At 63.0% G+C, this 25,247-nt stretch carries 29 protein-coding genes; 17 read left to right on the forward strand and 12 right to left on the reverse strand.

The features are described from left to right. The first annotated feature begins 95 nt into the window (after positions 1–95). Complete coding sequence (locus tag GTP46_RS18825) at positions 96–374, forward strand: flagellar protein FliT (protein ID WP_161008167.1); 279 nt, start codon at positions 96–98, stop codon at positions 372–374. A 54-nt stretch (positions 375–428) separates the two neighbouring features. On the opposite strand, the gene GTP46_RS18830 is transcribed toward GTP46_RS18825, so the two are convergent. Both GTP46_RS18830 and GTP46_RS18835 read right to left on the reverse strand, forming a co-directional pair. Further along, positions 429–1,634, reverse strand: a complete 1,206-nt coding sequence (locus GTP46_RS18830) for an aspartate aminotransferase type Ic (protein WP_161008168.1) — start codon at positions 1,632–1,634, stop codon at positions 429–431. 90 nt (positions 1,635–1,724) lie between these two features. Beyond that, on the reverse strand, positions 1,725–3,422 hold the full coding sequence (locus GTP46_RS18835; protein ID WP_161008169.1) for a type IV pilus assembly protein FimV: 1,698 nt from the start codon (positions 3,420–3,422) through the stop codon (positions 1,725–1,727). 134 nt (positions 3,423–3,556) lie between these two features. Here GTP46_RS18835 and fumC point away from each other — a divergent pair, with 134 nt between their 5' ends. Further along, positions 3,557–4,954: a class II fumarate hydratase gene (gene fumC, locus GTP46_RS18840; protein ID WP_161008170.1), complete on the forward strand. Its 1,398-nt coding sequence runs from the start codon at positions 3,557–3,559 to the stop codon at positions 4,952–4,954. Here the strand turns inward: fumC and GTP46_RS18845 are convergent. Next, a complete protein-coding gene (locus GTP46_RS18845; RefSeq protein WP_229259016.1) occupies positions 4,951–5,862 on the reverse strand; it encodes a hypothetical protein in 912 nt (303 codons plus the stop codon). The genes fumC and GTP46_RS18845 overlap by 4 nt on opposite strands. 188 nt (positions 5,863–6,050) lie before the next feature. Here GTP46_RS18845 and GTP46_RS18850 point away from each other — a divergent pair, with 188 nt between their 5' ends. Further along, positions 6,051–6,269 carry an RNA-binding S4 domain-containing protein gene (locus GTP46_RS18850; protein WP_161008171.1) on the forward strand — a complete coding sequence of 73 codons (219 nt, stop codon included), beginning with the start codon at positions 6,051–6,053 and terminating at the stop codon, positions 6,267–6,269. Positions 6,270–6,411: 142 nt separating this feature from the next. Next, positions 6,412–6,705: a DUF883 family protein gene (locus GTP46_RS18855; protein WP_161008172.1), complete on the forward strand. Its 294-nt coding sequence runs from the start codon at positions 6,412–6,414 to the stop codon at positions 6,703–6,705. Here GTP46_RS18855 and bufB read toward each other — a convergent pair. The 6 genes from bufB to GTP46_RS18885 all read right to left on the reverse strand — a co-directional run bounded on the left by bufB (position 6,679) and on the right by GTP46_RS18885 (position 10,535). Beyond that, entirely contained in the window at positions 6,679–8,346 is a 1,668-nt protein-coding gene (gene bufB / locus GTP46_RS18860) for an MNIO family bufferin maturase (RefSeq protein WP_161008173.1), read from the reverse strand. The genes GTP46_RS18855 and bufB overlap by 27 nt on opposite strands. A 24-nt stretch (positions 8,347–8,370) precedes the next feature. Further along, positions 8,371–8,640, reverse strand: coding sequence for a BufA1 family periplasmic bufferin-type metallophore (locus GTP46_RS18865; protein ID WP_161008174.1), 270 nt, complete (start codon positions 8,638–8,640; stop codon positions 8,371–8,373). A 160-nt stretch (positions 8,641–8,800) separates the two neighbouring features. Further along, positions 8,801–8,992 (reverse strand): YjfB family protein, encoded by a 192-nt coding sequence (locus tag GTP46_RS18870; protein ID WP_072787239.1) that lies wholly within the window; start codon positions 8,990–8,992, stop codon positions 8,801–8,803. 53 nt (positions 8,993–9,045) lie between these two features. Continuing rightward, positions 9,046–9,567 carry a molybdopterin-guanine dinucleotide biosynthesis protein B gene (gene mobB / locus GTP46_RS18875; protein ID WP_161008175.1) on the reverse strand — a complete coding sequence of 174 codons (522 nt, stop codon included), beginning with the start codon at positions 9,565–9,567 and terminating at the stop codon, positions 9,046–9,048. Between the two features lie 62 nt (positions 9,568–9,629). Then, on the reverse strand, positions 9,630–9,815 hold the full coding sequence (locus tag GTP46_RS18880; RefSeq protein WP_161008176.1) for a hypothetical protein: 186 nt from the start codon (positions 9,813–9,815) through the stop codon (positions 9,630–9,632). A 66-nt stretch (positions 9,816–9,881) separates the two neighbouring features. Further along, a complete protein-coding gene (locus tag GTP46_RS18885; RefSeq protein WP_161008177.1) occupies positions 9,882–10,535 on the reverse strand; it encodes a general secretion pathway protein GspB in 654 nt (217 codons plus the stop codon). A gap of 84 nt (positions 10,536–10,619) precedes the next feature. Between GTP46_RS18885 and GTP46_RS18890 the strand changes: the two genes are divergently transcribed. From GTP46_RS18890 to GTP46_RS18900, 3 genes are read left to right on the forward strand one after another with little or no spacing between them, the layout of a single operon-like run. Then, positions 10,620–11,042: an ArsR/SmtB family transcription factor gene (locus GTP46_RS18890; protein WP_161008178.1), complete on the forward strand. Its 423-nt coding sequence runs from the start codon at positions 10,620–10,622 to the stop codon at positions 11,040–11,042. Next, on the forward strand, positions 10,955–11,374 hold the full coding sequence (locus GTP46_RS18895; RefSeq protein ID WP_161008179.1) for an SRPBCC family protein: 420 nt from the start codon (positions 10,955–10,957) through the stop codon (positions 11,372–11,374). Before GTP46_RS18890 ends, GTP46_RS18895 begins: the two co-directional genes overlap by 88 nt. Position 11,375: 1 nt before the next feature. Next, on the forward strand, positions 11,376–11,723 hold the full coding sequence (locus tag GTP46_RS18900; RefSeq protein WP_161008180.1) for a GFA family protein: 348 nt from the start codon (positions 11,376–11,378) through the stop codon (positions 11,721–11,723). Here the strand turns inward: GTP46_RS18900 and GTP46_RS18905 are convergent, their stop codons facing one another. Genes GTP46_RS18905 through GTP46_RS18915 form a run of 3 tightly spaced genes read right to left on the reverse strand, consistent with a single transcriptional unit; the run spans position 11,724 to position 14,072 of the window. Then, positions 11,724–13,358 carry an AAA family ATPase gene (locus GTP46_RS18905; protein ID WP_161008181.1) on the reverse strand — a complete coding sequence of 545 codons (1,635 nt, stop codon included), beginning with the start codon at positions 13,356–13,358 and terminating at the stop codon, positions 11,724–11,726. A gap of 25 nt (positions 13,359–13,383) precedes the next feature. After that, complete coding sequence (locus GTP46_RS18910; protein ID WP_161008182.1) at positions 13,384–13,887, reverse strand: hypothetical protein; 504 nt, start codon at positions 13,885–13,887, stop codon at positions 13,384–13,386. Next, a complete protein-coding gene (locus tag GTP46_RS18915) occupies positions 13,887–14,072 on the reverse strand; it encodes a hypothetical protein (protein ID WP_092278329.1) in 186 nt (61 codons plus the stop codon). The genes GTP46_RS18910 and GTP46_RS18915 overlap by 1 nt, the downstream gene beginning before the upstream one ends. Positions 14,073–14,258: 186 nt before the next feature. Here GTP46_RS18915 and GTP46_RS18920 point away from each other — a divergent pair, with 186 nt between their 5' ends. The 10 genes from GTP46_RS18920 to GTP46_RS18965 all read left to right on the forward strand — a co-directional run bounded on the left by GTP46_RS18920 (position 14,259) and on the right by GTP46_RS18965 (position 25,245). Beyond that, positions 14,259–15,350 carry a head GIN domain-containing protein gene (locus GTP46_RS18920; protein WP_161008183.1) on the forward strand — a complete coding sequence of 364 codons (1,092 nt, stop codon included), beginning with the start codon at positions 14,259–14,261 and terminating at the stop codon, positions 15,348–15,350. Between the two features lie 210 nt (positions 15,351–15,560). After that, positions 15,561–16,430 carry a glucosamine kinase nucleotide-binding domain-containing protein gene (locus GTP46_RS18925; protein ID WP_161008184.1) on the forward strand — a complete coding sequence of 290 codons (870 nt, stop codon included), beginning with the start codon at positions 15,561–15,563 and terminating at the stop codon, positions 16,428–16,430. Positions 16,431–16,434: 4 nt separating this feature from the next. Then, positions 16,435–17,169 (forward strand): GntR family transcriptional regulator, encoded by a 735-nt coding sequence (locus tag GTP46_RS18930; RefSeq protein ID WP_161008185.1) that lies wholly within the window; start codon positions 16,435–16,437, stop codon positions 17,167–17,169. Further along, on the forward strand, positions 17,166–18,263 hold the full coding sequence (nagA, locus tag GTP46_RS18935) for an N-acetylglucosamine-6-phosphate deacetylase (protein WP_161008186.1): 1,098 nt from the start codon (positions 17,166–17,168) through the stop codon (positions 18,261–18,263). The genes GTP46_RS18930 and nagA overlap by 4 nt, the downstream gene beginning before the upstream one ends. Positions 18,264–18,268: 5 nt before the next feature. Beyond that, the gene (locus GTP46_RS18940) at positions 18,269–19,282 is read left to right on the forward strand and encodes an SIS domain-containing protein (protein ID WP_161008307.1); all 1,014 of its coding nucleotides are present in this window, start codon (positions 18,269–18,271) and stop codon (positions 19,280–19,282) included. Between the two features lie 30 nt (positions 19,283–19,312). Continuing rightward, the gene (locus GTP46_RS18945; protein ID WP_229259017.1) at positions 19,313–20,602 is read left to right on the forward strand and encodes an ABC transporter substrate-binding protein; all 1,290 of its coding nucleotides are present in this window, start codon (positions 19,313–19,315) and stop codon (positions 20,600–20,602) included. Then, positions 20,602–21,546 carry a carbohydrate ABC transporter permease gene (locus GTP46_RS18950; RefSeq protein ID WP_229259018.1) on the forward strand — a complete coding sequence of 315 codons (945 nt, stop codon included), beginning with the start codon at positions 20,602–20,604 and terminating at the stop codon, positions 21,544–21,546. The genes GTP46_RS18945 and GTP46_RS18950 overlap by 1 nt, the downstream gene beginning before the upstream one ends. Beyond that, positions 21,543–22,346, forward strand: coding sequence for a carbohydrate ABC transporter permease (locus GTP46_RS18955; RefSeq protein WP_161008187.1), 804 nt, complete (start codon positions 21,543–21,545; stop codon positions 22,344–22,346). The genes GTP46_RS18950 and GTP46_RS18955 overlap by 4 nt, the downstream gene beginning before the upstream one ends. After that, on the forward strand, positions 22,343–23,848 hold the full coding sequence (gene nagZ / locus GTP46_RS18960; RefSeq protein WP_161008188.1) for a beta-N-acetylhexosaminidase: 1,506 nt from the start codon (positions 22,343–22,345) through the stop codon (positions 23,846–23,848). Before GTP46_RS18955 ends, nagZ begins: the two co-directional genes overlap by 4 nt. A 92-nt stretch (positions 23,849–23,940) precedes the next feature. Beyond that, a complete protein-coding gene (locus GTP46_RS18965; RefSeq protein ID WP_161008189.1) occupies positions 23,941–25,245 on the forward strand; it encodes an MFS transporter in 1,305 nt (434 codons plus the stop codon). The last annotated feature ends 2 nt before the right edge of the window (positions 25,246–25,247 follow it).

Here is a 25,247-nt window from a genome sequence, read left to right on the forward strand (position 1 = left end):
TTTTTCGATTTTTTTTCAAAAAACCCTAAAGTTTCCATTTCAGGCGACGTTAATCAGGAGGTGCGGTAATCCGCTTAACTTAGCCAGGTGGAAATATGACCTCTTCCGAAGTCCTCTCGATGTACGAAAACATTGCCGGTTTGACCAATCAAATGGCGACTGCTGCACGCATGGGAGATTTGGACGGTCTGGGCAAGCTGGAAAGCCAGTGCGCCGACGAAGCGCGCGCCGTGAGCACCGGCGTACCCGCCTTGGCCGGCGCACAACGCCTGCGCAAGATCGACCTGCTGAAACAAATCCTGGCCAACGACCGCGAAATCCGCGATGCGACTGATCCGTGGATGAACAACATCCCAGGCATGTCCCGCCAATAATCGGTTCAAGCCTCAAAAAAAAGCGCCTCACTGAGGCGCTTTTTTTATCACTGCTTACTGTTCCAGAGCCAAGCGCAACGACAAGGCGATGCCCTGCGCCGCTTGATTAATCTCTTCCAGCGACGGGAAGCTCGGGGCGATGCGGATGTGACGGTCTTTCGGATCCACGCCGTACGGGAAGGCCGCACCAGCCGGCGTCAGGGTAATGCCCGCCTCTTTTGCCAGCGCCACGGTGCGCTTGGCCGCGCCGTCCGGGGTGATCAGGTCGATGAAGTAGCCGCCATCCGGATGGGTCCACGACACGCCAGGCACATCACCCAGATGCGCCTGGAACTGCGCCAGCACCGCATCGAACTTCGGCTTCAGCAGCTGGCGATGGCGTTCCATCAGCGCTTCCACGGTCGGCAGGTCTTTCAGGAAGTTCACGTGACGCAGCTGATTGATCTTGTCCGGGCCGATGCTGCGCAGGCCGGCGTACTTGGTCCACCACGCGATATTGGCCGGCGACGCCGCCAATGCCGCCACGCCCGAACCAGCCCAGCTCACCTTCGACGACGATGCAAACACAATCGCGCGGTCCGGATTGCCGGCCTTGGCGCAGGCTTCCAGAATGCTGGCCACGGCCAGCTTCTGCTCGCCCAGATGGTGGAAGCGGTAAGCGTCATCCCACATCAGGCGGAAGTCCGGCGCTGCCGTTTTCATGGCGGCCAAACGCTGCACCACCGAATCCGAATAGACCACGCCGCCCGGATTGCTGTACTTCGGCACGATCCACATGCCCTTGATGCTGGCGTCTTCTGCCACCAGTTTTTCCACCAGGTCCATATCCGGACCGTCGGCGTTCATCGGGATGTTGATCATCTTGATGCCGCGCGCTTCGCAGATGGCGAAGTGGCGGTCATAGCCCGGCACTGGGCACAGGAAAGTCACCGGATTTTGCACCCACGGCGCGTGGCCAGGCACGCCATTCAGCAGGCTGTAGACGATCACATCGTGCATCAGCGACAGGCTGGAGCTGCTGTCCACCACCACTTGCGCGGCCGGCACATCCAACAACTGACCAAACAGCGCGCGCACTTCCGGCAGGCCGATGGTGCCGCCGTAATTGCGGGCATCGGTACCGTCGGCAGCGATGTAGCTTGGCAGCGCTGCGGTGAGCGCATTGGACAAGTCCAACTGCTCCGGCGCCGGTTTGCCGCGCGACATATCGAGTTTGAGGCCGAGTTGTTTGAAGGCTTGGTATTGGTCAGCTACGCTCATGGGACTCTTTCAATTGTGGGGAAAATACTATACCCCAGAATACCCAGGCGGATTCAGAGCTTAGCGTTATATGCTTATGCGTTCAGTGACTCAGGCGACCGATTCCGGCGTGCTTTCGGCGGCTGGGGCTGGCTCTTCAGGCTTTTTCTTGCGGAAGCCCTGCCAGATTTTCAGCGGACCGGAGCCAGCGCTGCGTTTGCGCCAGAAGACGAAACCGCCGCCCAACAGCGCCAGCAAACCGACGCCGCCAGCGATCAGCGGAATGGTGCTGGACGACTGTTCGGCAGGTTTTTCCTTTTCCTTCTTGTACTTCAGCTTGGGCAACACGCGCACCTGCTTGGTCGGCACCGACGCCGCAGCGCTAGCGGATGCCTCGCCCGAGGCCGATGCAGATGCCGCCGCCGCAGAAGCTGATGCCTCCGCCGACGCTCCTGCAGCCGCTTTGGCAGCATGCGCCTCCGTCTCGCCCTGCGCCGACATGCTGGCCGAGGCCAGCGACGCCCCATCCTTGCCGCCATGCTCGTCTTTGGCGCCATGTCCATCTTTGCCGCCCGCCGCCGCGCTGGCCGAACTGCCGGTCGCCGTCGCGCTACTTTTCACTGCCGCCTTCGCAGCATCAGCCTGAGTCGCCGCACTGGCCGTAGCGCTCGCCGCCTGGGCACCGCCCTTGGCCGCTTGAGCAGCCTGCGCCGCCGGAGCAGCCGCACTGGCCACTGGCACGCCATTCTTGCCAGCCGGCCCAGCCGGAGCGGCCGTACCGCCAGCACTGGCGGCACTGGCCGCCGGTACGCCTGGCTTGCCCGGCTGCGTTGCCTGTGCCGCTGCGGCCGGCGCCGCGCCGCCGAGCGCGCCTTGCAGCGCCTTCAGCTTCCCCTCCAGCTCAGTCAACTTGCTGGACATCTCGGTATTGCGCGCATCCAGCGCCACGCATTCCTTGGCGCTCATGCCGGTCGGCGCGCAGGAAGCGGGCGCTGGCCGCTTCACGCCCCTGGGCAGCGGTAGCGGCGCCAGCGGCAGCAAGGCTTGCGCCACACTTACCGGCACCTCCGCCGATTCATCCTTGTCAGACGGTTTAAGCGGCTTGCCATCAGCCGCCACCCACACGCCCGCGATGCGGCGCGCCTGCCCTGTCGCTGCGGCCTTCACCTCACCCGGCTTGCCCGTCTCCGCCTCGTGCACCGACGGCAGCGGCGCCGGTTTGGCGCGCTCGGGCATTGGTGCTGGCGCTGGCGCTGGGGCCACAGCAACTGCCGGCTTGGCAGCGTCAGCTGCAGCCGCCCGGGCTGCGCGCACCTGCGCCGTGATCTGCTCGGCCTGCGCCGGCGTCATCGCGCTAGCCGGCGGCATCGGCGGCGTCACCGCTGCCACCACCACCGGCGCAGGAGGCGGCGGCGGATTCGGATCACGCTGCAGCCATACCGTGGCCAGCCGCACATCCTGCTTGCCCGGCACACCCAGCTCAATATACACATGCAGATAATCGGCCTCCACTGCGCGCGTGGTGGTCACATGCAGCACCGATTTCTGCCCGCGCCTTTCCACCGCCATGCGCACCGTAGAGAGCGCCGGATTCATGTTCACATTGGCGCCGCGATACACATCGGCCGCTGCCAGCCGCGCCTGCAAGCCTGCCACTTCCTCCGGCGTCAGCGCCACCAGCTCGATATCGACCGCCAGCGGCTGGCCGATATACGAGCGCGGCGCAATATCGCCCAGCTCGGCCGCCTGCGCGGCGCCAGCCAGGCCGAGGGCCAGAATCGAAGTGGTTAAAAGCTTGTGCTGCATCATTGTATCGATCGCGGTGAGGCGAGAATTTCTAAAGTGTAACAGCTATAACGGCTGATTTTCCCGGTTTTGTAGCCCCCGGTTAATTTTTCCAAACTGCGCTACACTCAAACCACCTCCCCTCCCAAGGATCGCCTATGAACACCCGTAGCGAACGCGACAGTTTTGGCCCGATCGACGTCCCCGAGGCCCAGCTGTGGGGCGCGCAAACCCAGCGCTCCCTTGAACACTTCCGCATCTCCACTGAAAAAATGCCGACCGAGCTGGTCCACGCACTGGCCAGCGTCAAGCGCGCCGCCGCCCGCGTCAACCTCGACCTCGGTCTGCTGGACGGTCCGAAAGCCATCGCCATCACCCAGGCCGCCGACGAAGTGCTGTCCAACCAGCACCCGGGCGAGTTCCCGCTGGCCGTGTGGCAGACCGGCTCTGGCACCCAGTCCAATATGAACATGAACGAAGTGCTGGCTAACCGCGGCTCCGAGCTGATGGGCGGCGTGCGCGGCGAACGCCGCATGCTGCACCCGAACGATGACGTCAACAAAGGCCAGTCGTCCAACGACATCTTCCCTACTGCCATCCACGTGGCTGCGGCGCAGGCGCTGGCCCACAACGTGCTGCCGGCACTGGCCCAGCTGCGCGCCAGCCTGCACCGCAAGGCCGAAGCGTTTGCCGACATCGTTAAAATCGGCCGCACCCACCTGCAAGACGCCACGCCGCTGACCTTGGGCCAGGAATTCTCCGGCTACGTCGCCCACCTCGACTTTGCCGAACACGCCATCAAGGCTGCCTTGCCTGGCGTGCTACAGCTGGCGGCTGGCGGCACCGCCGTCGGCACCGGCCTCAACGCGCATCCCGAGTACGCCACCCGCATCGCCGCCGAGCTGGGCCACACGCTACACCTGCCGTTCCAGAGCGCCGACAACAAATTCGCCGCACTGGCCGGCCACGACGCCCTGCTGTCCGCCCACGGCGCGCTGAAAACGCTGGCCGCCGCGCTGATGAAAATCGCCAACGATGTGCGCTGGATGGCGTCCGGCCCGCGCTCCGGCCTCGGCGAAATCACCATTCCCGAGAACGAACCAGGCAGCTCCATCATGCCGGGCAAGGTCAATCCCACCCAGTGCGAGGCGCTGACCATGCTGGCGTGCCAGGTGTTTGGCAACGACGTCGCCATCACCATGGGCGGGGCGTCGGGCAACTTCGAGCTCAACGTCTACAAGCCGCTGATCGCCCACAACTTCCTGCAAAGCGCGCGCCTGCTGGCGGACGGCATGCGCAGCTTCGAGGAACACTGCGTACACGGCATCGAGCCGAACCGCGAACGGATTGCGGAATTGATGGAGCGCTCGCTGATGCTGGTCACCGCGCTGGCGCCGCACATCGGCTACGACAAGGCGGCGTCAATTGCCAAGAAAGCCCAGCACGAAGGCACGACCTTGCAAGAGGCCGCGCTAGCGTTAGGCTATGTGACGGCCGAGCAGTTCACGCAGTGGATCGTGCCACTGGAGATGACCAAGCCGGGCGCAAAAGGTTAAAACCCGTAAGAGTAGCGCACCCCAGTCAGCCAGTCCGGTTTGGCGGTGGCATCATGGCCGGGATTGACGCGCCACATCACGGCACCAGTCACCCGGCCACTCTTGCCATCACGCCCAAGCATGCGGCTGTAGCCGAATTCGAGGTCGCGCTCGGTAGCAGTCGGCCGCAGGTTGAGGGTGGGCGCACCCAGCGCTGCAACACCGGGATCGACCGACTGCGGCAGCGCGCCGCTGTACTCCAGCGAACCGGAACGCACCTTGGCCGGGATCGACAAGGTAAAGGTCAGGCGGTCATTCGCGGTGAAGATTTGCCGCTTCACATAGCCCACGCTATAAGCCACGGTACGCACCGACGACACTTGCGCCAGCAGGCTGTCCGGGCTGCCAATACCGTCGGTCTTGCCGTAGGAGGCCATCGCCATCAGCGAACTGGTCGGCGTGAGCGCGTAGCCTAGCGATAGCGAGGTGAAGGCGGTCGTCGGGCGCGCGTTCAGCATCATCGACAGGCTGTGCTGCTGGCCCGGCGCGCCGCCCGCCTCGCGCAAAATGCCGATGGTCAGGATACTGGTGCCACGCCCCATTTTCTTTTCGAATTCCGCGCTGCTGAGGAAGCGTTTGCTGTGTTCATTGAGCAGCGGGCCGAGCGGGTCGATCAGGGACAGGTGGTCCGGCAGCGTGCCGAAGCGCAAGCGTGGCGAGCCGGCCCAGGCGGCATAGCGCTGGGCACCGTCGTTTTGCAGCGTGTCGGCCAGCGCCGCCTGCCGATCGGCGCTCTCAAACAGCAAGGCCGCGTTGGCGCGCTTTTCGAAAAATGATGGAGTTTGCGTGAGCGCAAACGGATCGGATGCGACAGCGTCTGCGCCAAGCAGGCCCAGTGTCGCCAATGCCATAAGAAGCTTGTTCATCATGCAACTCGCTACAGTCGTTGCCCCTGCCTAAATATACAGCAGTTAATTCAGCATATGCCTTTCTTTTCCGCGTAGCAAATTAAATTCCCCGGCAGTGATGCGGTACACTGCGCGCCTGTCGGAATGCCGCTACACTAGCCAAAGGCTAGCGCGGCAGCCGATTTCACATCATGGCAACAGAGGATAAAATGCAGAAAGTAAGTTTTGAATTGAATGGCGAATTTGTTGAGTTGAATCAACTACTCAAACTGGTGGGCCTGTGCGACAGCGGCGGCGCCGGCAAGCAAATCGTCGCCAGCGGCGATGTCAAAGTCGACGGCAAAAAAGAGTTGCGTAAGACCGCCAAAATCCGCGCCGGCCAGCAAGTGAGCGTGGGTGATGTGCGGATCAGCGTGGTTGCGGTGTAATTGTACTTGCATTAGGGAAATTACGTCCTAAGCTGCAAGCAAGGGTCTGGCCTTGAGCGGGCGCAAAGTGGCGCACGCCGGCATGGCTATAGTGGCGTAGTTTGCCGCCGGCTTTATCAACCAGTTTTGACAGGGGGACGTCATGGACGGTCCTGCACCAAGCAGTCCCACCCAGGAACGATTGCTGGACGATTTGCGCCAGGTGATTGAGAACGCGGAAGAGCTGCTCAAGAATACGGACCAGTATCATGGCGCCTTGTACCAGGCCGCCCGCAACAAGCTGGCCGAAGCGCTGGCCACCGCCACCGAGGAACTGGCACGCTTTGAAGATGTGCAGATCGACCGCATGATCGAGCTGACCGACCTCGCCAGCCGCCTGCACCGCGACCTGACCGGCGAAGCCCGGCTGCTACGCGCGTTCCGGCGCGAGTCCTGATGCCACAATCACCGCGTGCGCCAGCCAGTGTTGCAGGCTGGCGGCGACGTCGAAATTGTCGTTCTGTTCAAATGCCGCATCGAGCGCGGCGCCGAAATCCCCTCCTCCTGCCAGCACGCCCAGCGCGGCGTGCCCGGCTGCGTCCAGCGGCTGCACGGTCGCGCGCCATTTGGGCCGCAGCACCATGGCGCGGCAAGGCTCGGTCATGTCCGTTGGGAAGCTGACGCCACTGCCGGGCTGGTGGGCCAGCCACAACGGCACCACCGCCCAATCCGATGCAACTAGCTGCAGCGCCGGATGCAGGCGGAAGCGCGTAGCTTCGATTTGTTCGGGTGCGATGGCGGCCAACTGCTGGGCGCTCATGCCTTCGGCCGATGGTGCGTAGTGGGCACGGTGCAGCAGCCATTCCAATGCTGCCATGTCGGGCAGGTAGGGCAGCTCGGCCACGTGCGGGAAGTCGCGCAGGAAGGTGCTGAAGTGGGCGCCGAAGTGATTCAGGTCAGCGTTGCCGGACGGGTGGGCGCGGCCGTAGGCGCGCGCGAGGCCGCCGAAGAATTCTTCACCCACCAGCGCCAGCACGACTGGGTAGGCTGCGGCCAGGGTCTTGGTCCAGGTGGTGGTCAGGTTGCCGCGATACAGAGCATAGCGGTGTTCCGCGTGGCCGTGCCCGTCGGAACACAAGGCCACCGCCTGCGGCGCCAGCTGCGCATCGAATAGCGCGCCGGCAAACAACTGCTGATGGTCGGCCAGCGCCAGCGACGACGACATGCTTGCGCCCTCGCTCGCAGGCACCTGCACCACTTCCGCGTCACGCGCAGCGGCGAGCCGCAGCGGCGCAGCGCGGGCGTGCAGTACGGCGGCTTTGTCGGCCTCGGCCAGCAGCACTTCCAGCGGCGGAATAGCGGTATCCCACTCAATCAGCGTCGGCAGCGCGCCGAAGCGGGCTAGCGCTGCCTCGTACAAGCGCCACACCGGTTCCGCCACGTTGGCGCCATGATGGTCGATTACCACCTCCGGCGTTACCAGATGCCCGCCCAGATGCAGCTCGCCCACGGTGCCGGGCGCAATCGCGGCAATGGCCGCCAGCGCATCCTCGCCGTGGTTGCATTGGTTGACGTAGAGGTTATTGATGTCCAGCAGCAGCCCGCAGCCGGTACGCAGCGCCAGCGCCGCCAGGAATTCCGCCTCGCTCATGGCGTCCGCATGGAAGCGTACATAACTGGAGACATTCTCCAGCAATAGCTGCCGCCCGAGCGCATCCTGCACCCGGCTCACGCGCTCACTGAGCAGGTCGAGCGCCGCGCGGTCTAGCGTCAGCGGCAATAAATCATTGAGCTGCCGGTCCGCCACCGCGCCCCAGCACAAATGCTCGGACACCAGCACTGGCTCAACCGAGCGCACCAGCGCACGCACGCGCTGCAAGTGTTCTGCGGAAAAGCCACGCGCCGAGCCCAGCCCGAGCCCAACGCCATGCAGGCTCACCGGATAATCGCGCCGCAATTGCTGCAGCACGTGCCAGTCCCAACCGGACTGGTCGAGATAATTCTCGCTATGCACTTCCAGCCACGCGGCGCGCTGCCGCCCGGCCAGGAACTGCTGGTAGTGCGGAGCCCGCAACCCTACGCCGACACCAAGCGTCATCTGCCCTGCTCCGCCTGCAGCGACTTACTTGGCCTGCTTGGCTGACTTGGCCGGCGGCGTGGTCTTGCCGCCGGTTTTCTCGCAAGTGCCCTTGGCAACAAACTTCCACTCATCCGGTTCGTTGTCCGCCTTGGCCTGGCCGGCGCAGGAGTGAGCAGCGGTGCCGCAATCGTTCTGGCCAGCCTTGGCCACGCCGTAGCATTTTTCTTGGTCGTCGGCAGCGGCGGCGGTGCCGGCTTGGGTGGCGCACACGGCGGCCAGGGCGGCCGCGATCAGGGCGTGACGTTTATTCATGAAGGTCTCCAGTGGAAAAAATGAAAGCACCCGCAGCGTACCAGCAATATCGCCGATACGCACCTGTCTGATCGAGGGAAATAAGTGTGCGCGAAAGCGCCGCGCACCGGATGGTGCGCAGGGAAAGTCGCGGCGCCTAGCGTGGGCCGCGCGAGACCGCTCAGGCAGTCGTGTTGATGTTGTTGCCGAGGTGGGACGGCAAATTCGGCACCGGCGGAATCGCCTCAATCAAGGCAGATGCGCTGGAAGCCTGGATATCCTGAGCTTTTTTCAGTACGGCAATACCGACGGCTTGCTTGGTGCCGGTGTCGGCAATCGTCGTCGCGGTCTGAGCAATTCCGGTAACGTCCATGGGGACCTCCATTGATGGCTATCACCTTATTTACGGACGTTATGGAAGTAACTTTAGGCGTTCGATGAATTTTTTTTCAGGTGCGTTAATAACCAGGCCAGTACTTGCTGTGGCTGGTTCAGGTCCAGCCAGGCCAGGCTGTCGCGGACACCGTCCGGACGCGCGTGGTCGGCCGCCACCGCCACCACATGTTCATCGTCCGGATACAGCGGCGCGCGGCCGCACGCCACCCGGAATACTTCCAGTTTGTCGATCGGATAGGATTTGAAGCCTTCAAGCAAGGTCAGGTCCGCAGGCGACATGCGCGCCAGTTGCTCATCCAAGGTCGGCTCGGGCGCACCGCGCAATTCGTGGATGATGGCATAGCGGAACGGCGAGCCCACCATCACCTCGGCCGCGCCGGCCGCACGCAGGCGGGCACTGTCTTTCTGCGGCGGTTCAAATTGCAGGTCGTGGTGGCTGTGCTTGATGACATTGACCTTCAGGCCCTGCGCCGCCAGCTGCGCCAGCAGGAATTCCAGCAGCGTGGTCTTGCCACTGCCCGAGGTTCCGACTACACCGAGGATTTGTTGCATTGCCTGCCCTTCTACGCCATCTGTCGATGCCCGACATTATACGCAGCAACGCAAGCGCCGGTTTATTGCTCCGGCTTGATGACAACGCTGCGGCCATGGCCGGCAGCGGACAGCAGGATCAGGCCGAGGCTGATCAACAGCAGGGTCAGGCCACTCGGCTCGGCGGCTTGCAGCATATCGGCAGCGTGGCTGCGCGGCATGTAGGCGATCGCGCCGATCAGGAATGGCAGAAACTTCAAATGTTTCATGATATTTCCATTGCAGAGTCACAATGATAGAAAAATACCATGTTTTCATGACAGGCGAATTACAGTTCAGTATGGAACGCGGTAACGATAGCCCTTGAAATTGAAAACCGCCTCTTTCGGCTGCAATTTTTCCAGCAGCAGACCGGGCGCAACTTCCTCGCCCTCGTGGCGCAAGATTTTGTCGACCAGCAACAACCGGTCAGCAGCGTTTTTCGAATAGATGTAGCCGCCCACCGTGACGGGCGGGATCGCGCGCTGGATAGGCTCCGGCAAGTCGCGCAGGTTGACCACAGGCTCTTCCGGCGCGACGGCTGGCTTGGCAGGCGTCGCGGCTACCGCCGGCTGCGGCGCGGGCGCGGAAGCGCGTGCCATGTTGGCAACCGATGGCGGCAGGTCAGCGACTGGAGCTGGCAGCGGCGCAGGGGCGGCGGCAGCGGCCACCGGCACTGGAGCAGCGGCAGGCGTGACAGCGACTGGCGCAGACAAGGTCGCCGGCACAGACACCGGCGCCGAAGGCGATTCCGGCGAACGCATGACCAGCACCAGCAGCACGCCGATCGCGGCCGCCATCGCCACCACGGACAGCATCAGCGGTTTGCTGAAGCGCACCGTCGCCGAGGCCGGGCCGTTGCCCTGCAAAGTCGGCGCGTGGATGGTGGGCGAGTTGCCAAGCTGGCGTTCCGCCTGCGCCTTCTTCAGCGCTTCCAAAATATAAGACATAGCTGTTACCGAGGTGGAGATCGCCCTATCTTAACGCATGCACAGTGCTTGACAAAGCCGCGGCACGCGCCAATACTATACCAAATGGTTAAGTATAACGACACCCAACTCGATCTCGTGTTTGCCGCGCTGTCCGACACCACCCGCCGCCGCGTGCTGGCGCAGCTGGATCAGGGCGCGTGCAGCGTGACCGAACTGGCGCAGGCGCACGCCATGTCGCTGCCCGGCTTCATGAAGCATCTCGCGGTACTGGAGGCGGCCGGCCTGATCGCGCGCTCCAAGGAAGGCCGGGTGGTGCGCTGCGCATTGGAGGCGGCGCCCATGCAGGAGGCCGCGCAATGGATCACTCACTACGAGCGTTTCTGGAACGGCCAGCTGGACGCGCTGGGACGCTTTCTGTATCACCAGGAGGAAATCGCATGCAAGCCAACGAAGTCCGCATCATCCGACATTACCCCACCAGCGCCGAACGCGTCTGGGCCGCGTGGACCGAGCCGCAGGCGCTGAGCCGCTGGTTTGGCGTCGATGCCCAAGCCGAATTGGACGTGCGTCCTGGCGGGCGTTTCCGCATCCGCTTCCATTCGCCCGACGGCAACGCCAATGAAGTGGGCGGCGAATACCAGGAAGTCACGCCGCCCAGCAAGCTGGTGTTCAGCTGGGCTTTTCACACCACGCCGGAGCGCATCTCGCGCATCAGCATCACCTTGCAGCCGGTGGCCGGCGGCACCGAGCTGACCTTTGTGCACGATCACTTCTTCGACCAGCAAGCGCGCGACAACCACGAACGCGGCTGGATGCTGTTCTTCACCAAACTAGACCAACTACTACAGGAGACTTGAGATGAAATACACGGGAAGCTGCCATTGCGGCCAGATCAAATTTGAAGCGGAAGGCGAGATCGGCAACGCCCTCGCCTGCAACTGCTCAATATGCCAGCGCAAGGGATCGCTGCTGTGGTTTGTGCCGCGCGCCAACCTGCGCCTGCTGACGCCGGAGGCCAACCTCAGCACCTACCTGTTTAACAAGCACGTGATCAAGCACCACTTCTGCGCCAAGTGCGGCATTCATCCTTATGGCGAAGGTGTAGCGCCGAATGGTGATGCGGTGGCGGCCGTCAATCTGCGCTGCATTGAGGACATCGACCTCAATGCGATTCCGGTGCACCACTACGACGGCCGCGCGATCTGATCAGCGCAAACGCGGTTCCTGCACGCCGCCCAGCTGGTACAGGCGGATGAAGGTTTTCGGGCCGGCCACGCCGTCGGCCTTGAGATCTTGTGCGGTCTGGAACTCGGTCAGGCGCTGGCGCAGCGCGCCTTCCAGTGGCTGGTTTTCCTGCGGCTTTTTCAGGTCGTAGATTTGCGACAGGCGCTTGGCCAGCCAATCCACGTCGGGACCACGATCGCCGCTGCGCACTTCGTCGCGCCACGCACGCGGGGCGCGCCAGTAGGTGATGTATTCGCCGTCGTAGCGAGCGGACAAGGCGTCTACACTGAGGGTCTGCGGTTTGCCGCCCGCCGCCACAATGGTGGCGGCGCTGGCGTCGAGTGCGGTCAGCAGCACGTAATTGGGTGCGGCGGGATCGTCGTGCAGCTTGAGCATGGCGGGACGGTCGAGCAGGCGCAAATCATCGATGCTGCCCTTGGCGGACAAGCAGCGCAGATTGGCGCGCGCCGCCGTCGGGCATGGATCGCCATCAACCAGCGTCAAGCCCCACAGGCCGGCCAGCTGGCGCAAGGCCGCAGCGCTATCGTGACCTGGAGCGGCTGCGGGCGCCGCGACCACCGCCACGGGAGCGACAGCCACAGGAGCAACAGCCACCGCCGGACGCGCGGCCAGATCGCGCGCCACCGACGCCATCGCTACACCATGGCGCACGCCCGGCATCAGCTGCCAAGCCAGCGCGCTGATCGCCACGCCGCCCAGCAGGCCAGCAACCAGCAACGGCCAGCGCGACGCTACGCCGCCGCGCGCGTCCGGCCCGGCTGCAGGCGCTGCATCCTGCCCGGCAAACACCTCGCTGGCAGCGCGTTTCAAAATCGTCCGCGACACCTGCGGCTGGTTCTCCACGTACGCGCCCAGCAGCGCCCGGTCGCACAGCAGGTTGATCCGGCGCGGCACGCCCTTGGTCAGCTTGTGCACCAAGCCCATCAGCTTGCGCGGGAACGGCGCAATCGCCGTCGCACCGGCCACGGCCAGACGATGTTCAATATACGTCCCGGTCTCCGCTTCCGACAGCGAACCGAGGTGATAGCGCGCAATCACCCGCTGCGCCAACTGCTCTAGCTCCGGCCGCGCCAGCATGCCGCGCAGCTCCGGCTGGCCGATCAAAATAATCTGCAGCAGCTTGCGCTCGCTGGTCTCCAGGTTAGTCAGCAAGCGCAGCTGCTCCAGCACCTCGGCCGACAAGTTCTGCGCCTCATCGATGATCAGCACATTGTTACGCGCCTGCGCGTGGCTGGCCAGCAGGTAGGCGTTGATCGCATCCACATAGCCCTTCACACTGACCGCCCCCACAGCCTGCGGCGCCAGCACGATTCCGAACTCATCGCAAATCGACAGCAGCAACTCCTCCACCGACAGCTTGGGGTTAAAGATGTAGCCGAGCTTGCAGTTCTCTGGAATCTGCTCCATGAAGCAGCGGCACACCGTGGTCTTGCCCGCGCCGATCTCGCCGGTCAGCAGCACAAAGCCGCCGCCGGAACCTATCCCGTACAGCAGGTGCGCCAGCGCCTCGCGATGGCGTTCGCTCATGAACAAGTAGCGCGGATCAGGCGCAATGGAAAACGGCGATTGCTTGAGGTTGAAAAAATGCGTGTACATGAAAGCCCAGTGAATGCGCGGTCGCCTATTTTAGCCGTTGTCGGACGGCAGGCGGCTGCACCGGCGGCAAGGGCTGGTACTTGGCGCAATAAATCTTGGACTTGGTATCGAAATACACAATGCGGCTGGCCGGTTTGGCCTCGCGCACCGGATAGGCCGAGGTGTCGATCACGGTGTAGTGCGTGCCCACCTGCTGGATGATGGCCTTCTCCAGATTCTCCGGCGTCGCCTCCGCCACCGCACCAACAAACACATAGGTGCTGGTATCATCGCTGACCATTACCTCGGAAATCGTGGTGCCCCACAGCGAGGCGCCGTCGGTCTTAAACCAGAACGCGCCGCCCTCGTGCTTGTAGGCCGCACCAAAATACTTGAGCAGATAGTTATAGTAGTAATTGTTATCGGTATGGTCGCGGCACAGCAGGCCGTTGCCGATGATGGTGCCAAAGGTGGTCGGCACCGATTGCGCGGACGCCATGCCGCCTGCCAGCGCCAGCAAGGCGCCAATCGCCGGGACGCGCGCTCGCATTACGTTTTAGATAACCACGCACGGTTGGCGCTGATGCGCGCCTTGGCCGTCGGCGGCAGGGCTTCGTAGCACCCTGGATACTGTTTCAAGGCATGCTCCCGGATTTCCTTCTGCAAGCCGTTAATCAAGAAAACATACAGCACACCACCGTCGCTGGTACTTTTGGTTCCCATATATTTGATCATGTGCTCTCCTTTCCAGCTTCGTCCATTATAAACAGTAACGGCTGCGCACACGGGAAGTTGAATGCGGTTCAGCCTCGTTTTTTTGCAGTTGATCCCACACTTCTGCACATCCGTCCCATGGCGCGCGACGGCGGCGCGCTTTTATCATATCGTCCAGTCCTCGCCACTTCCCATACCGAGACCAACATGAAGCAGACGATCAAACACGCCGCGCTGGCTACCACCCTGCTACTGGCTGTCACTGCGGCCCATGCCGCCGACAACAAGCAGGACGATAGCTACGGCAGCGAAACGCGCACCGTGGCGCCATTCACCAACCTCAACATCATCGGCCCGTTCCAGGTCATCGTGACCGCGCAGGCCGGCAACGCCATCGAACTGTCCGGCCCGCGCCGCCAGCTTACCGACATTGAAACCACGGTCGAAGGCGACACCCTGACGGTGCGCCAGCCGCGCAAGCAAAAAGGCTGGATCTTCAACTTCGGCTGGGGCAAGAACAGCAAGCCGCTGACCGTACGCATCAACGCCGCCAACCTGAAAAGCCTGCGCAACGCCGGCAGCGGCGACGTCGACCTGCAGCAATTCCAGGGCAAGCAGCTGACCCTGGTGTCGGACGGCCCGGGCGACATCCGCGCCAGCGGCAAGGTGGGCGACCTCAGCGTCACCTCCAACGGCAGCGGCGACCTCGACCTGCAAGCCCTGTCGTCCACCAACCTCAACCTGCAGATGAGCGGCCCCGGCGACGTCAATGCCAGCGGCGTCACGCAAGACCTCAACCTGGTGGTCAGCGGCTCAGGCGACCTGAACGTGGGCGACATCCACGCCAACCGCGTCAACGCCGCCCTGCACGGCCCCGGCTCGGTGGAACTGCGCGGCACCGCCAAGGAAATCCGCGCCGAAGTGCACGGCTCGGGCGACCTCGAAGCCTGCACCCTGAGCGCCGACGCCGCCAGCGCCACGCTGCACGGCCCGGGCGAAGCCTGCATCGCCGGCCACATCAAGAAACTCGACGCTGAAGTGCACGGCTCGGGCGACCTCACCGTGCGCGGCCTCGAAGCGCAAAGCGTGCGTGCCCGCCTGAGCGGACCGGGTAACATGATCCTGTCCGGCACCACCGCCGTACTGAGCGCGCAGGTCAGCGGTTCCGGCGACCTCGACGCACGCCAGCTGTGCACGCGCCAGACCGACGTCACGGTGCACGGCCCCGGCAATGCAGTGGTGGCAATGGCCGACAAAGCCGACGCCACCCGGACCCATCTGGTCACCTATCATCGTTGAAAGTGGCATGCAAATGCCACATTCAACAGCCTTCCCAAAAAATCAATTTTAACGATTAAAAACAGTCACTTACAAAACGATTCCAAGGAGACAACGCCAGTCCACTTCATTATTTTTTAATACCAGTTAAATACCTGTTGACAAGCTGGTTTGCCAACCCTATAGTGCCCTTCATCGCGGGCATCCCGGCACTAGCTTTCTCAGGTAAACATGATCGAATTTTTCATCGGCGTTGACGGCGGCGGCAGTGGCACCCGGGTGCGCCTGGCGCGCGCCGACGGCACGGAAATCGCCGAGGGCGCCAGCGGTCCTTCGGGGCTGATGCACGGCATCGACAAGGCCTGGGCCGCAGTCGACAGCGCGGCCGCCGTGGCCTTCCGCAATGCCGGCCTCGACTTCCCCAACCAAGACAAAATCGCCATTGGCCTCGGCCTGGCTGGCGTGCACAACCGCCAGTGGGCGGCCGAGTTCGTTACCGCCAATCCCGGCTACGCGCAAGTGGCGCTGGAAAGCGACGGTCACACCACCGTGCTGGGCGCGCACCGCGGCCAGCCGGGCGCCATTATTGCGCTGGGCACCGGCAGCGTCGGCGAAATCAAATTGCCAGATGGCCGCCACGTCGAAGTAGGCGGCTGGGGCTTCCCGGCCGGCGATGAAGCCAGCGGCGCGTGGATGGGCCTGCACGCCATCAACCACGTGCAGCAAGTGCTGGACGGCCGCATGCCTGCCAACGCCTTCGCCACCGACGTCGCCCATGCCTGCGGCGGCACCCGTAATGACATCCAGAACTGGCTGGCGCAAGCCACGCAAACCAACTACGCGCAACTGGCGCGCATCGTCCTGCAGCACGGCGAGAGCGACGACACCGCGCGCGGCATCCTGCTGGAAGCGGGCCGCCAGGTACAACTGATGGCCAACGCGCTGGATGCCGGCGGCACGCTGCCGATCGCCCTGTGCGGCGGCTTGGCTGCGCCGCTGCGCCCTTACCTGCCGGTCTCCATGTTGAAGCGCATCGTCAATCCGCATGGCGATTCGGCGGCCGGTGCGCTGCGCCTGATCCAATCCCGTTTCAAGGAGTGAGACCGTGCTAGCCCAGTTGAGCGACTTCACGCCTGACCCTGATAGCGATACCCCGCTGTACATGCAGCTGGCGAACAAGCTGTCGGATGGTATCGCCGGCGGCGACTGGCGCGCCAACGAGGCTTTGCCGTCCGAGCGCGTGCTGTCGGATATGCTCAACATCTCACGCGTCACCGCGCGCAAAGCCATCGACATGCTGTGCGAGCGCGGCATGCTGACCCGCAAGCGCGGCTCCGGCACTTACATCACGCCGAAGCTGGAGCAGCCCTTATCGCGCCTGACCAGCTTTTCCGAAGAACTGCGTGAGCGCGGCTTCACGGCGGGTTCGCGCTGGCTGCAGCGCGACATCGGCATCGCCTCGCCGGTAGAGCTGCTGTCGCTGGGCCTCTCGCCGAACATGCCGGTAGCGCGCCTGAAGCGCTTGCGCACCGCCGACGATGTGGTGATGGCGATTGAAACCACCACCATCCCGGCACAGTACATGCCGAATCCGCACAGCGTCAACGATTCGCTGTACGGCTATTTAGAAGCCAATGGCACCATCCCGATGCGCGCGCTGCAGCATATCCGCGCCGTCAACGCCAGCGAAGAACAAGCGCGTTTGGCCAACATTCCTGCGGGTGCCGCGATGCTGCATATCACCCGCGTCAGTTATCTCGACAACGGCGCTGCGGTGGAACTCACCCACTCGTACTGCCGGAGCGATTATTATGAATTCGTAGCGGAGTCGCGCAGATGAGCGATGCAATCAAAGGCAATATCCTGACACCGGCGGGCTGGATCCACGGTGAACTCACGTTTGACGAACGCATTGCGGCCATCATTGGCAGCAGCGTCGATCCCGCGCTCAACGAAGAAGTCTATATCCTGCCTGGCTTTATTGACCTGCACGTGCACGGCGGCGGCGGCAAGGACGTGATGGAAGGCGGCGACGCCGTCCACACCATCGCAGCGATACACGCAAAACATGGCACCACCAGCATGCTGGCGACCACCATGACCGCACCGCCGGAAGATATCGACCTCGCACTGCGCGGCATCGGCAAGGCCGCCACTGCGCGCGGCAAAGGCGAAGCACGTGTATTGGGCGCGCACTTGGAAGGCCCGTACATCAACTCCGGCAAGCTGGGAGCGCAGCCGCCTTATGCGCGCTCCGCCACACTGGCCGACGTCGAAAAACTGGAAGAACTGGCGCCGCTGCGGGTGATCACCGTGGCGCCGGAAATCGACGGCCACCAGGCGCTGGTGAAAGAACTGTCGGACGCCGGCATGCGCGTGCAAGTCGGCCATACGCTGGGCACTTACGAAGACGGCCTGGCCGCGCTGGAACAAGGCGCGCGCAGCTTCACTCACCTGTTCAACGCCATGCCTGGCCTGCATCACCGCGAACCTGGTATGGTCGGCGCGGCGCTGGCGCACGCCACCTACGCCGAACTGATACCCGACCTGCTGCACGTGCACCCGGGTGCGATCCGCACCGCGCTGCGCTGCATCCCAAATTTGTACTGCGTTACCGATTCAACTTCCGCCACCGGCATGCCGGACGGCGAGTATATGCTGGGCCGCCATAAAGTCATGAAATGTATGGGCGGCGTGCGGCTGCCTGATGGCACGCTGGCCGGCAGTACCCTCACTATGGACCAGGCATTGCGTAACCTGGTCGGACTCGGCCTCGATCTGGCGGATGCCTCGGCACGGGTCTCAACGTATGCGGCCGATTATCTCGGCCTGCAAGAGCGGGGCCGTTTGGCTCCCGGCGCGTTTGCCGACTTCGTAGTGCTCGACCGTGACCTGAAACTCAAAGCCGTCTATATCGAAGGAGAATTGTTGTGACCTCAATGATGTTGAAAGAAGCCCTGTCCGCAGCTGATTGCGTCGCCCAGCAACTGGCCGCCGACGGCGACCGTTACGCGGAACTGGGCCGCAAATTGAGGAGCACTTCCTTCTCGACCGCCCTGACCATCGCGCGCGGCAGCTCGGACCACGCCTGCGCCTACGTGGCTTACCTGATCATGGCCCGTTTGGGTCGCGTGGTGGCGTCGCTGCCGATGTCGCTGGTGACGCTGAACAAATCGCCGTTGATCACGCGTGACACGCTGGCCATCTCGATCTCGCAATCGGGCCAGAGCCCGGACGTGGTGGAGCCGATCCGCTACTTCCGCGATGGCGGTGCTACTACCATCGCGCTGGTGAACGATATCGATTCACCGCTGGCGCACGCCGCCGAATTCGCGATGCCGCTGCGCGCTGGTAAAGAGCAAAGCGTGGCGGCAACCAAGAGCTTCATCACCAGCCTGGTGGCCGGTGCGCGTTTGGTGGCCGCATGGCAGAATGATCCTGAGCTGCTGGCCGGCCTGGAAGCACTGCCGGAATCGCTGCGCGCTGCAAGCACCGAAGACTGGTCGAAGGCTGTAGAAGTGCTGACGCCTGCACGTAACATCATGGTGGTTGGCCGCGGCATCAGCTTCCCGGTGGCGTTGGAAGCGTCGCTGAAGTTTAAAGAAACCTCGGCGCTGCAAGCGGAAGCATTCAGCGGCGCCGAAATCAAGCACGGTCCAATGGCGCTGATTGAAGAAGGCTACCCGCTGGTGATTTTCGCCACCCGTGGCGCAACGCAGGCAAGCCTGCTGCAATTGGCTTCTGAGATGCGTGGCCGTGGAGCGCACGTTTTGCTGGCGGCTCCTGCCGATATCGCAGAACGCGACCTGACCTTGCCGGTAGCAGCAACGCCGGATCTGGATCCGATTGTGGCGATTCAGGCGTTCTACAAAATGGCGGCGGAACTGTCGGCCGCGCGTGGCATGGACCCAGACCAGCCGCGCCACCTGAGCAAAGTCACCAAGACTAACTAAAGCATGTTTGCTCGCCCGTCATTCCCGCGCATGCGGGAATCCATACTGAAGCGGCTCGCCCGCTCAGCATGGGTCCCCGCCTTCGCGGGGACGACGGTACTGCTTCTGGCGGCGAATTCCTTCGCCGCCGACAAGATCGAGTTCTGGACCTTCAGCATGAAGCCCAAGTTCACACCCTACTTTGAAACGCTGGTCCGGAACTACGAGGCGGCCAATCCCGGCGTGAAGGTCGAATGGGTGGACTTCCCATGGGATATCATCCAGACCAAACTGGTGACGCGCATCGTCGCCGGCACGCCGCCGGCGCTGGTCAACCTCAACGTGCCATGGGCCGACGAATTCGCCCGCGACGGCCTGCTCGCCCCTGTCGACAAGCTGCTGGCCGATGCCCGCCCACGCTACCTCGCCAGCACGTTGGAAGACCTCACCTTCAACGGCAAGACCTACGGCTTCCCGATGTACAGCAACGTCGCCGTCATCGCCTACAACACACAGATTTTCCAAGCCGCCGCCATCCCGCACGCGCCGCGCAACCTCGATGAACAACTGGCCTTCGCGCGCCAGATCGCCGCACGCACCGGCAAGGCGGGCCTGTGCCCTGCGCTGTCCAAGATCGATGGCCTGATGATGCAGCAAGGCCTGCCCGTGATCGAAAACGGCAAAGCCGTCTTCAACTCGCCCGGCCACGTGGCCTTGATCCGCAAGCTGGCCGAAACCTACAAGGCCGGCGGCCTGCTGAAAGACGCGCTGTTCGCCGAAGATAATTTCCCCGCCGCGATCGACGCCTACAAAGGCGGCCGCCTCGGGATGCTGCTCGCACCACCAACTGCGGTGAAGCGCATCGAGAGCGACGCCAAAGACATCTACGCCATCACCGACGTCGCCCCCGCACCGCTCGGCCCGACCGGCATTGCCGATGGTGGCTGGCTGATTCATTTCGGCGTGCCGAAAAATGTGGACGCCAAGCTGCTGCCAGCCGTCGGCAAATTTGCGCGCTACCTGACCAACGACGCCAACCAGCTGGCCTTCGCCAAGCAGGCCAGCGTTTATCCGGCGATGGCGCAGGCGGCCAACGATCCGTTCTTCACCACCGTGCCGCCGGGAGCCGGCGCGGCGGAAAAAGCCGTCGCTGCAGGCGCGGTGTCAATGCCACACTCGCACACCTTGTACGTAGCCGGCATCACCGACTACGACGAATTGCGCCGCTACCTCGTGAAAGCCGTTGAAGCCGGCGTCACCGGCAAGCAGGATATCCAGCAAGCACTCGACCAGGCAGTCGCGATCTGGAACAAAAAACTCGCCGCGCAGCGGAGCCATTGATGCGCGACACCCCAACCACCGTCGTTCCCGCGCAGGCGGGAACCCATGCTGAGTCGACTCGCTGGCGTTCTATGGGTTCCCGCCTGCGCGGGAACGACGGGGTGGCGTGGCTGTTTTTAGCGCCCGCGCTCGCGCTGCTGGCGGTGTTCTCGTTCTGGCCTGTGGCCTTTGGCTCGCTGCTGGCCTTCACCGACTACAGCCTGATACGCGAAACCCACTGGGTAGGCCTCGATAACTTCCGCTACATCTTCGACAACGAGATGTTCGTCACCGGCCTGAAAAACTCGCTGCTGTTTTTGCTGATGGTGCCCTTCGTGCAAATCGGCGCCTTGAGCCTCGCCGTTTTGGTCAACAACAAACTGCCCGGCATCCGCTACTTCCGCGCTGCCTTCTATGTGCCGGTAGTAACCACCGTGTCGGTGGTCGGCATCATGTGGGGCTTCATGTTCCACGAACAGGGCACGCTGAACTACGTGCTGCAAACGCTACAACTGGTGAACGCGCCGGTGGGCTGGCTGTCCAACGACACCATCGCCCTGTTTGCGATCATGTTCGTCACGCTGTGGCGCGGCCTTGGCTGGTACATGGTGATGTACCTCGCCGCACTGCAAGCCGTTCCCGCCGACATGCAGGAAGCCGCCATCCTCGATGGCGCCAACCGCTGGCAGCGATTCTGGAAAATCACCGTGCCGATGCTGCGCCCGACCATCATGGTCTGCTCCATCCTGTCCGTGCTGGCCGCGCTGAAAGCGTATCAGGAGGTCGACGTCCTCACCCAAGGCGGCCCAATGAACTCCACCTTCACCGGCCTGTATTACGCCTACGACCAAGGCCTCAAACATCTGAAGCTGCCGCGCGCACTGGCCGCCAGCTTCGTCGTCTCCATCTTCTGCGTTGGCATTGCCTTACTGTGCCTACGCTGGATCAAGCCTAAACACCGATGAAGACGATCACCCACTACCTGCTGCTGTGCGCCATCGCCGTGGTGTGCGTGTTCCCATTCTGGTGGACGCTGGTGACCGCACTCTCCACCGAAGGCAACATCTTCGCCTACCCGCCAACCTTCTGGCCACAAGCGCCGTCGCTGGCCAACTTCGCCGAAGTATTCAACACGCTGCCGATGTGGGCCTTCTTCCGCAACTCGGTCTTCATCGCCGCCTGCACCGTGTTCTGGAAACTGCTGCTGTGCTCCGCCGCCGCGTATCCACTAGCGCGCATGCAGTTCAAAGGCCGCAAACTGGTCTTCGGTTTGATCCTCGCCACGCTGGTGCTGCCGTCGGAAGTCAACTTCCTGGTCAACTTCATCACCGTGACGAAACTGAGCCTGGTCGACACCTACACCGGCGTGATCCTGCCCAACGTGGTCAACGCCGTCGCCATCCTGCTGCTGAAACAAGCCTTCGAAGAAGTGCCGCAAGACCTGATCGACGCCGCCCGCGTGGACGGTGCATCCGAGTGGACTATCTTCAGCAAAATCATGCTGCCGCTGATCGCCCCGTGGCTCGCCACGGTGGGTATCCTGACGGCGGTAGAAGCATGGAACGAATACATCTGGCCATCCATCGTGATGAGCAAACCGGACGAATTCCCGCTGTCGGTGGGCGTGCTGTATTTGCGCGGCACCTTCGGCAGCAGCACACGCGTGATCGCCGCCGGGACCGTGCTAACCATCCTGCCTACGCTGGCAGCCTTCTTATTTACTCAACGATTCTTCATGCGTGGCATGGACGGAGCAGTGAAATGACAACTCAAAACGAATTAAGCGAATTTAATCGACGAACCGCCGGCCAACTGATTATGATCCGCTTCCCCGGCACCGTGCTGGATGCGGCTACTGCCGATTTCCTGAAAGAGAACGGCATCCGCGCCGTCTGCCTGTTCCGTGGGAACATGACCGACTCCGAACAGCTGGCCAAGCTGACCGCCGACCTGCGCGCCGCCATGGGTCCTGAATCGCTGATTGCCATCGACCAGGAAGGCGGCGCCGTGGTGCGCTCGACCTGGGTGCCTGCACCACCAGCCGCCATGGGCCTGGGTGCAGCCGACGACACCGACCTCGCCTACCGCACCGGCGCCGCCGTGGCGCGCGCAGTGAAAGCGCTGGGCTTCAACTGGAACTTCGCGCCTGTGCTGGACCTGAACAACAACCCGCACAATCCAGTGATCGCGGAACGCTCCTTCGGCGCAGAGCCAAAGCGCGCCGCCGAACTGGCGATGTCGTGGATGGCCGGCAGCCATGCGGAAGGCGTGGCTTGCTGCGTCAAGCATTTCCCCGGCCACGGCGACACCAACGTCGATTCGCACCGCGACCTGCCGACCGTGAACAAACCTGTCGAAGAACTGAACCGCCTGGAACTGGCGCCATTTCGCATCGCCTCCGGCGCAGCACCGGCCATGATGACCGCGCACATCGTCTACCCGACGCTAGATCCTGAAAATCCAGCCACCATGTCGCGCCGCATCCTCAACGACCTGCTGCGCGAAGAGTGGGAATACAAAGGCATCATCATCACCGACGGCATGGACATGCACGCCATCGCTGGCCGCTATGGCGTCGGCAACGCCGCCGTGCGCGCGCTGACCGCCGGCGCCGACATGGTGATGGCGCTGGGCACCACCGAAACGCAGAACGAAACGTTGGACGCCATCGCCGCCGCCATCGCCTCGGGCGAACTGTCGCAAGCGCAGATCGACAGCCGCCTCGCGCGCCTGTCGTCGCTGGCCAAAGCCTACCCATGCAAACCGCGTTCGTACAAGGAAGACGCAGCCGACCGCGAAATCATGGCCGAGGGCTGGCGCCGCAGCCTGACCGCACTCGGTGAACTGCAACGCCCGGCCGCTGGCGCCAAAGTGCGCCTGATCGCGCGCGCAGATGTGGTGAGCGACGGCGTGTCCGAAGCTGGCGTCCCTGCCGGCGTGGTAGCCGACACCTTGCGCAAACTGTACGACGTGGAGCTGGTCACCTTCGCTGACGCCGACACCTTCGACTGGAGCGCGCTGCCGCAAGATGGCCGCTTCACCATGCTGGCCTCCACCTCGCGCCTGCGCTACAGTGAGCATGCCCGCAACACCTGGCGTCCGGACCTGCACCTGGCGCTGTGGAATCCATATCAGGCGCTGGACATCAACGCGCCAGCCCTGATGACCTACGGCTTCGCCCAGCCAGCACTGGGCGCCATCACCGCATGGCTGTCGGGTGAACTGCAAGCCACCGGCAACGCACCGGTACCTGGATTCCAAAAATAAAACAACACCGTCGTTCCCGCGCAAGCGGGAACCTATACTCAGCATGGATTCCCGCTTACGCGGGAATGACGAGCTGGTGGAGATAACACCGCATGGACAACAATCAAATCCGCAATCCGAAGCTCTGGGTGCCGACCTTGTACCTCGCACAAGGCCTGCCCTTCTTCGCCGTCGCCATCGTCGCCAACCAAATGTTGAAGAGCATGGGTGTGCCCAACGATGAGCTGAATCACTGGACCGCCTTGATCGGTTTTGCGTGGGTGTTCAAACCTTTGTGGAGTCCCTTCCTGGAACTGGCGCCAAGCAAAAAACTGGTGGTGACCTTCTTCCAGGTGTTCGGTGGCTTGTGTCTCGGCGGCGTGGCGCTGGCGCTGCAAGCGCCGTTCTGGTTTGCCGCCAGCATGGCGATGCTCGCGCTGGTCGGCATCTCCGCCGCCACCCACGACATTGCGTGCGACGGCTTGTACATCACCAGCCTCGATGAAAAAGGCCAGGCGCAATACGCCGGCTGGACCGGCACATTCTTTAACGCCGCTAAATTCTTCACCACCGGCGCGCTGCTGCTGTTGGCCGGCCACTTCGAGAAGACGCTGGGCGTGGTGCCGGCATGGACCATTTGCTTCTGCATTCTCGGTGCGATGATGATCGTGCTTGGTCTGTACAACGGCTGGGCGCTGCCATTGGCGAAGAATGAAGTCAGCGCCGATACCAACGCCGCCGCCATCGCCCGCACTCTGCGTGAAGTGATCGTGGAGTTCTTCAAGAAGCCGGGCATCTGGGTGTCCATCGTCTTCATCATTCTGTTCCGCGCTGGCGAAGCGCAAGTGCAGTCGATTGGCCCTCTGTTCCTGCGCGAAGCGCGTAACCTCGGCGGCCTTGGCCTGTCCACTGCGGAAGTGGGCGCGGTGTACGGCACCGTCGGCACCGTGGCCTTTTTGATTGGCTCCATCGCCGGCGGCTACTTTACTTCCTGGCTAAGCCTCAAGCGCGCCATTCTGTGGCTGATCCTCGCGGTCAATCTGCCGAACCTTGCGTTCTACCTGCTGTCCTACTTCCAGCCGACCGATCTGACCATCATCGGCGCTGCGCTCAGTGCGGAGATGTTCGGCTACGGTTTCGGCTTCGTCGGTTTGATCTTGTACATGATGCAGGTAGTCGCTCCGGGAAAATACCAAACCGCGCACTACGCCTTCGCTACCGGCATCATGCAACTGGGCTTCGTGCTGTTTAAATTATTCAGCGGCGATATTCAGATCGCATTGGGCTACCAGCACTTCTTCATCTGGGTGATGCTGTCCGCGATTCCGGTGGCCGTGCTGTCGCAGTTGATTCCGATGACCGCGCGTCCGCAGCCTAAGGAAGAAGCACAGCCAGCACCGCTGGAACAGGTGGTGTAAGC

The sequence above is a fragment of the Duganella flavida genome (assembly GCF_009857445.1).
GTDB lineage: Bacteria > Pseudomonadota > Gammaproteobacteria > Burkholderiales > Burkholderiaceae_D > Rugamonas > Rugamonas flavida.

What these genes read in the sequence shown, in the direction of transcription:
- GTP46_RS18825 (WP_161008167.1), top strand. Translation starts at nt 96, where the DNA reads ATGACCTCTTCCGAAGTCCTCTCGATGTACGAAAACATTGCCGGTTTG.
- GTP46_RS18830 (WP_161008168.1), bottom strand. Translation starts at nt 1,634, where the DNA reads ATGAGCGTAGCTGACCAATACCAAGCCTTCAAACAACTCGGCCTCAAA.
- GTP46_RS18835 (WP_161008169.1), bottom strand. Translation starts at nt 3,422, where the DNA reads ATGATGCAGCACAAGCTTTTAACCACTTCGATTCTGGCCCTCGGCCTG.
- fumC (WP_161008170.1), top strand. Translation starts at nt 3,557, where the DNA reads ATGAACACCCGTAGCGAACGCGACAGTTTTGGCCCGATCGACGTCCCC.
- GTP46_RS18845 (WP_229259016.1), bottom strand. Translation starts at nt 5,862, where the DNA reads ATGATGAACAAGCTTCTTATGGCATTGGCGACACTGGGCCTGCTTGGC.
- GTP46_RS18850 (WP_161008171.1), top strand. Translation starts at nt 6,051, where the DNA reads ATGCAGAAAGTAAGTTTTGAATTGAATGGCGAATTTGTTGAGTTGAAT.
- GTP46_RS18855 (WP_161008172.1), top strand. Translation starts at nt 6,412, where the DNA reads ATGGACGGTCCTGCACCAAGCAGTCCCACCCAGGAACGATTGCTGGAC.
- bufB (WP_161008173.1), bottom strand. Translation starts at nt 8,346, where the DNA reads ATGACGCTTGGTGTCGGCGTAGGGTTGCGGGCTCCGCACTACCAGCAG.
- GTP46_RS18865 (WP_161008174.1), bottom strand. Translation starts at nt 8,640, where the DNA reads ATGAATAAACGTCACGCCCTGATCGCGGCCGCCCTGGCCGCCGTGTGC.
- GTP46_RS18870 (WP_072787239.1), bottom strand. Translation starts at nt 8,992, where the DNA reads ATGGACGTTACCGGAATTGCTCAGACCGCGACGACGATTGCCGACACC.
- mobB (WP_161008175.1), bottom strand. Translation starts at nt 9,567, where the DNA reads ATGCAACAAATCCTCGGTGTAGTCGGAACCTCGGGCAGTGGCAAGACC.
- GTP46_RS18880 (WP_161008176.1), bottom strand. Translation starts at nt 9,815, where the DNA reads ATGAAACATTTGAAGTTTCTGCCATTCCTGATCGGCGCGATCGCCTAC.
- GTP46_RS18885 (WP_161008177.1), bottom strand. Translation starts at nt 10,535, where the DNA reads ATGTCTTATATTTTGGAAGCGCTGAAGAAGGCGCAGGCGGAACGCCAG.
- GTP46_RS18890 (WP_161008178.1), top strand. Translation starts at nt 10,620, where the DNA reads ATGGTTAAGTATAACGACACCCAACTCGATCTCGTGTTTGCCGCGCTG.
- GTP46_RS18895 (WP_161008179.1), top strand. Translation starts at nt 10,955, where the DNA reads ATGCAAGCCAACGAAGTCCGCATCATCCGACATTACCCCACCAGCGCC.
- GTP46_RS18900 (WP_161008180.1), top strand. Translation starts at nt 11,376, where the DNA reads ATGAAATACACGGGAAGCTGCCATTGCGGCCAGATCAAATTTGAAGCG.
- GTP46_RS18905 (WP_161008181.1), bottom strand. Translation starts at nt 13,358, where the DNA reads ATGTACACGCATTTTTTCAACCTCAAGCAATCGCCGTTTTCCATTGCG.
- GTP46_RS18910 (WP_161008182.1), bottom strand. Translation starts at nt 13,887, where the DNA reads ATGCGAGCGCGCGTCCCGGCGATTGGCGCCTTGCTGGCGCTGGCAGGC.
- GTP46_RS18915 (WP_092278329.1), bottom strand. Translation starts at nt 14,072, where the DNA reads ATGATCAAATATATGGGAACCAAAAGTACCAGCGACGGTGGTGTGCTG.
- GTP46_RS18920 (WP_161008183.1), top strand. Translation starts at nt 14,259, where the DNA reads ATGAAGCAGACGATCAAACACGCCGCGCTGGCTACCACCCTGCTACTG.
- GTP46_RS18925 (WP_161008184.1), top strand. Translation starts at nt 15,561, where the DNA reads ATGATCGAATTTTTCATCGGCGTTGACGGCGGCGGCAGTGGCACCCGG.
- nagA (WP_161008186.1), top strand. Translation starts at nt 17,166, where the DNA reads ATGAGCGATGCAATCAAAGGCAATATCCTGACACCGGCGGGCTGGATC.
- GTP46_RS18940 (WP_161008307.1), top strand. Translation starts at nt 18,269, where the DNA reads ATGATGTTGAAAGAAGCCCTGTCCGCAGCTGATTGCGTCGCCCAGCAA.
- GTP46_RS18945 (WP_229259017.1), top strand. Translation starts at nt 19,313, where the DNA reads ATGCGGGAATCCATACTGAAGCGGCTCGCCCGCTCAGCATGGGTCCCC.
- GTP46_RS18950 (WP_229259018.1), top strand. Translation starts at nt 20,602, where the DNA reads ATGCGCGACACCCCAACCACCGTCGTTCCCGCGCAGGCGGGAACCCAT.
- GTP46_RS18955 (WP_161008187.1), top strand. Translation starts at nt 21,543, where the DNA reads ATGAAGACGATCACCCACTACCTGCTGCTGTGCGCCATCGCCGTGGTG.
- nagZ (WP_161008188.1), top strand. Translation starts at nt 22,343, where the DNA reads ATGACAACTCAAAACGAATTAAGCGAATTTAATCGACGAACCGCCGGC.
- GTP46_RS18965 (WP_161008189.1), top strand. Translation starts at nt 23,941, where the DNA reads ATGGACAACAATCAAATCCGCAATCCGAAGCTCTGGGTGCCGACCTTG.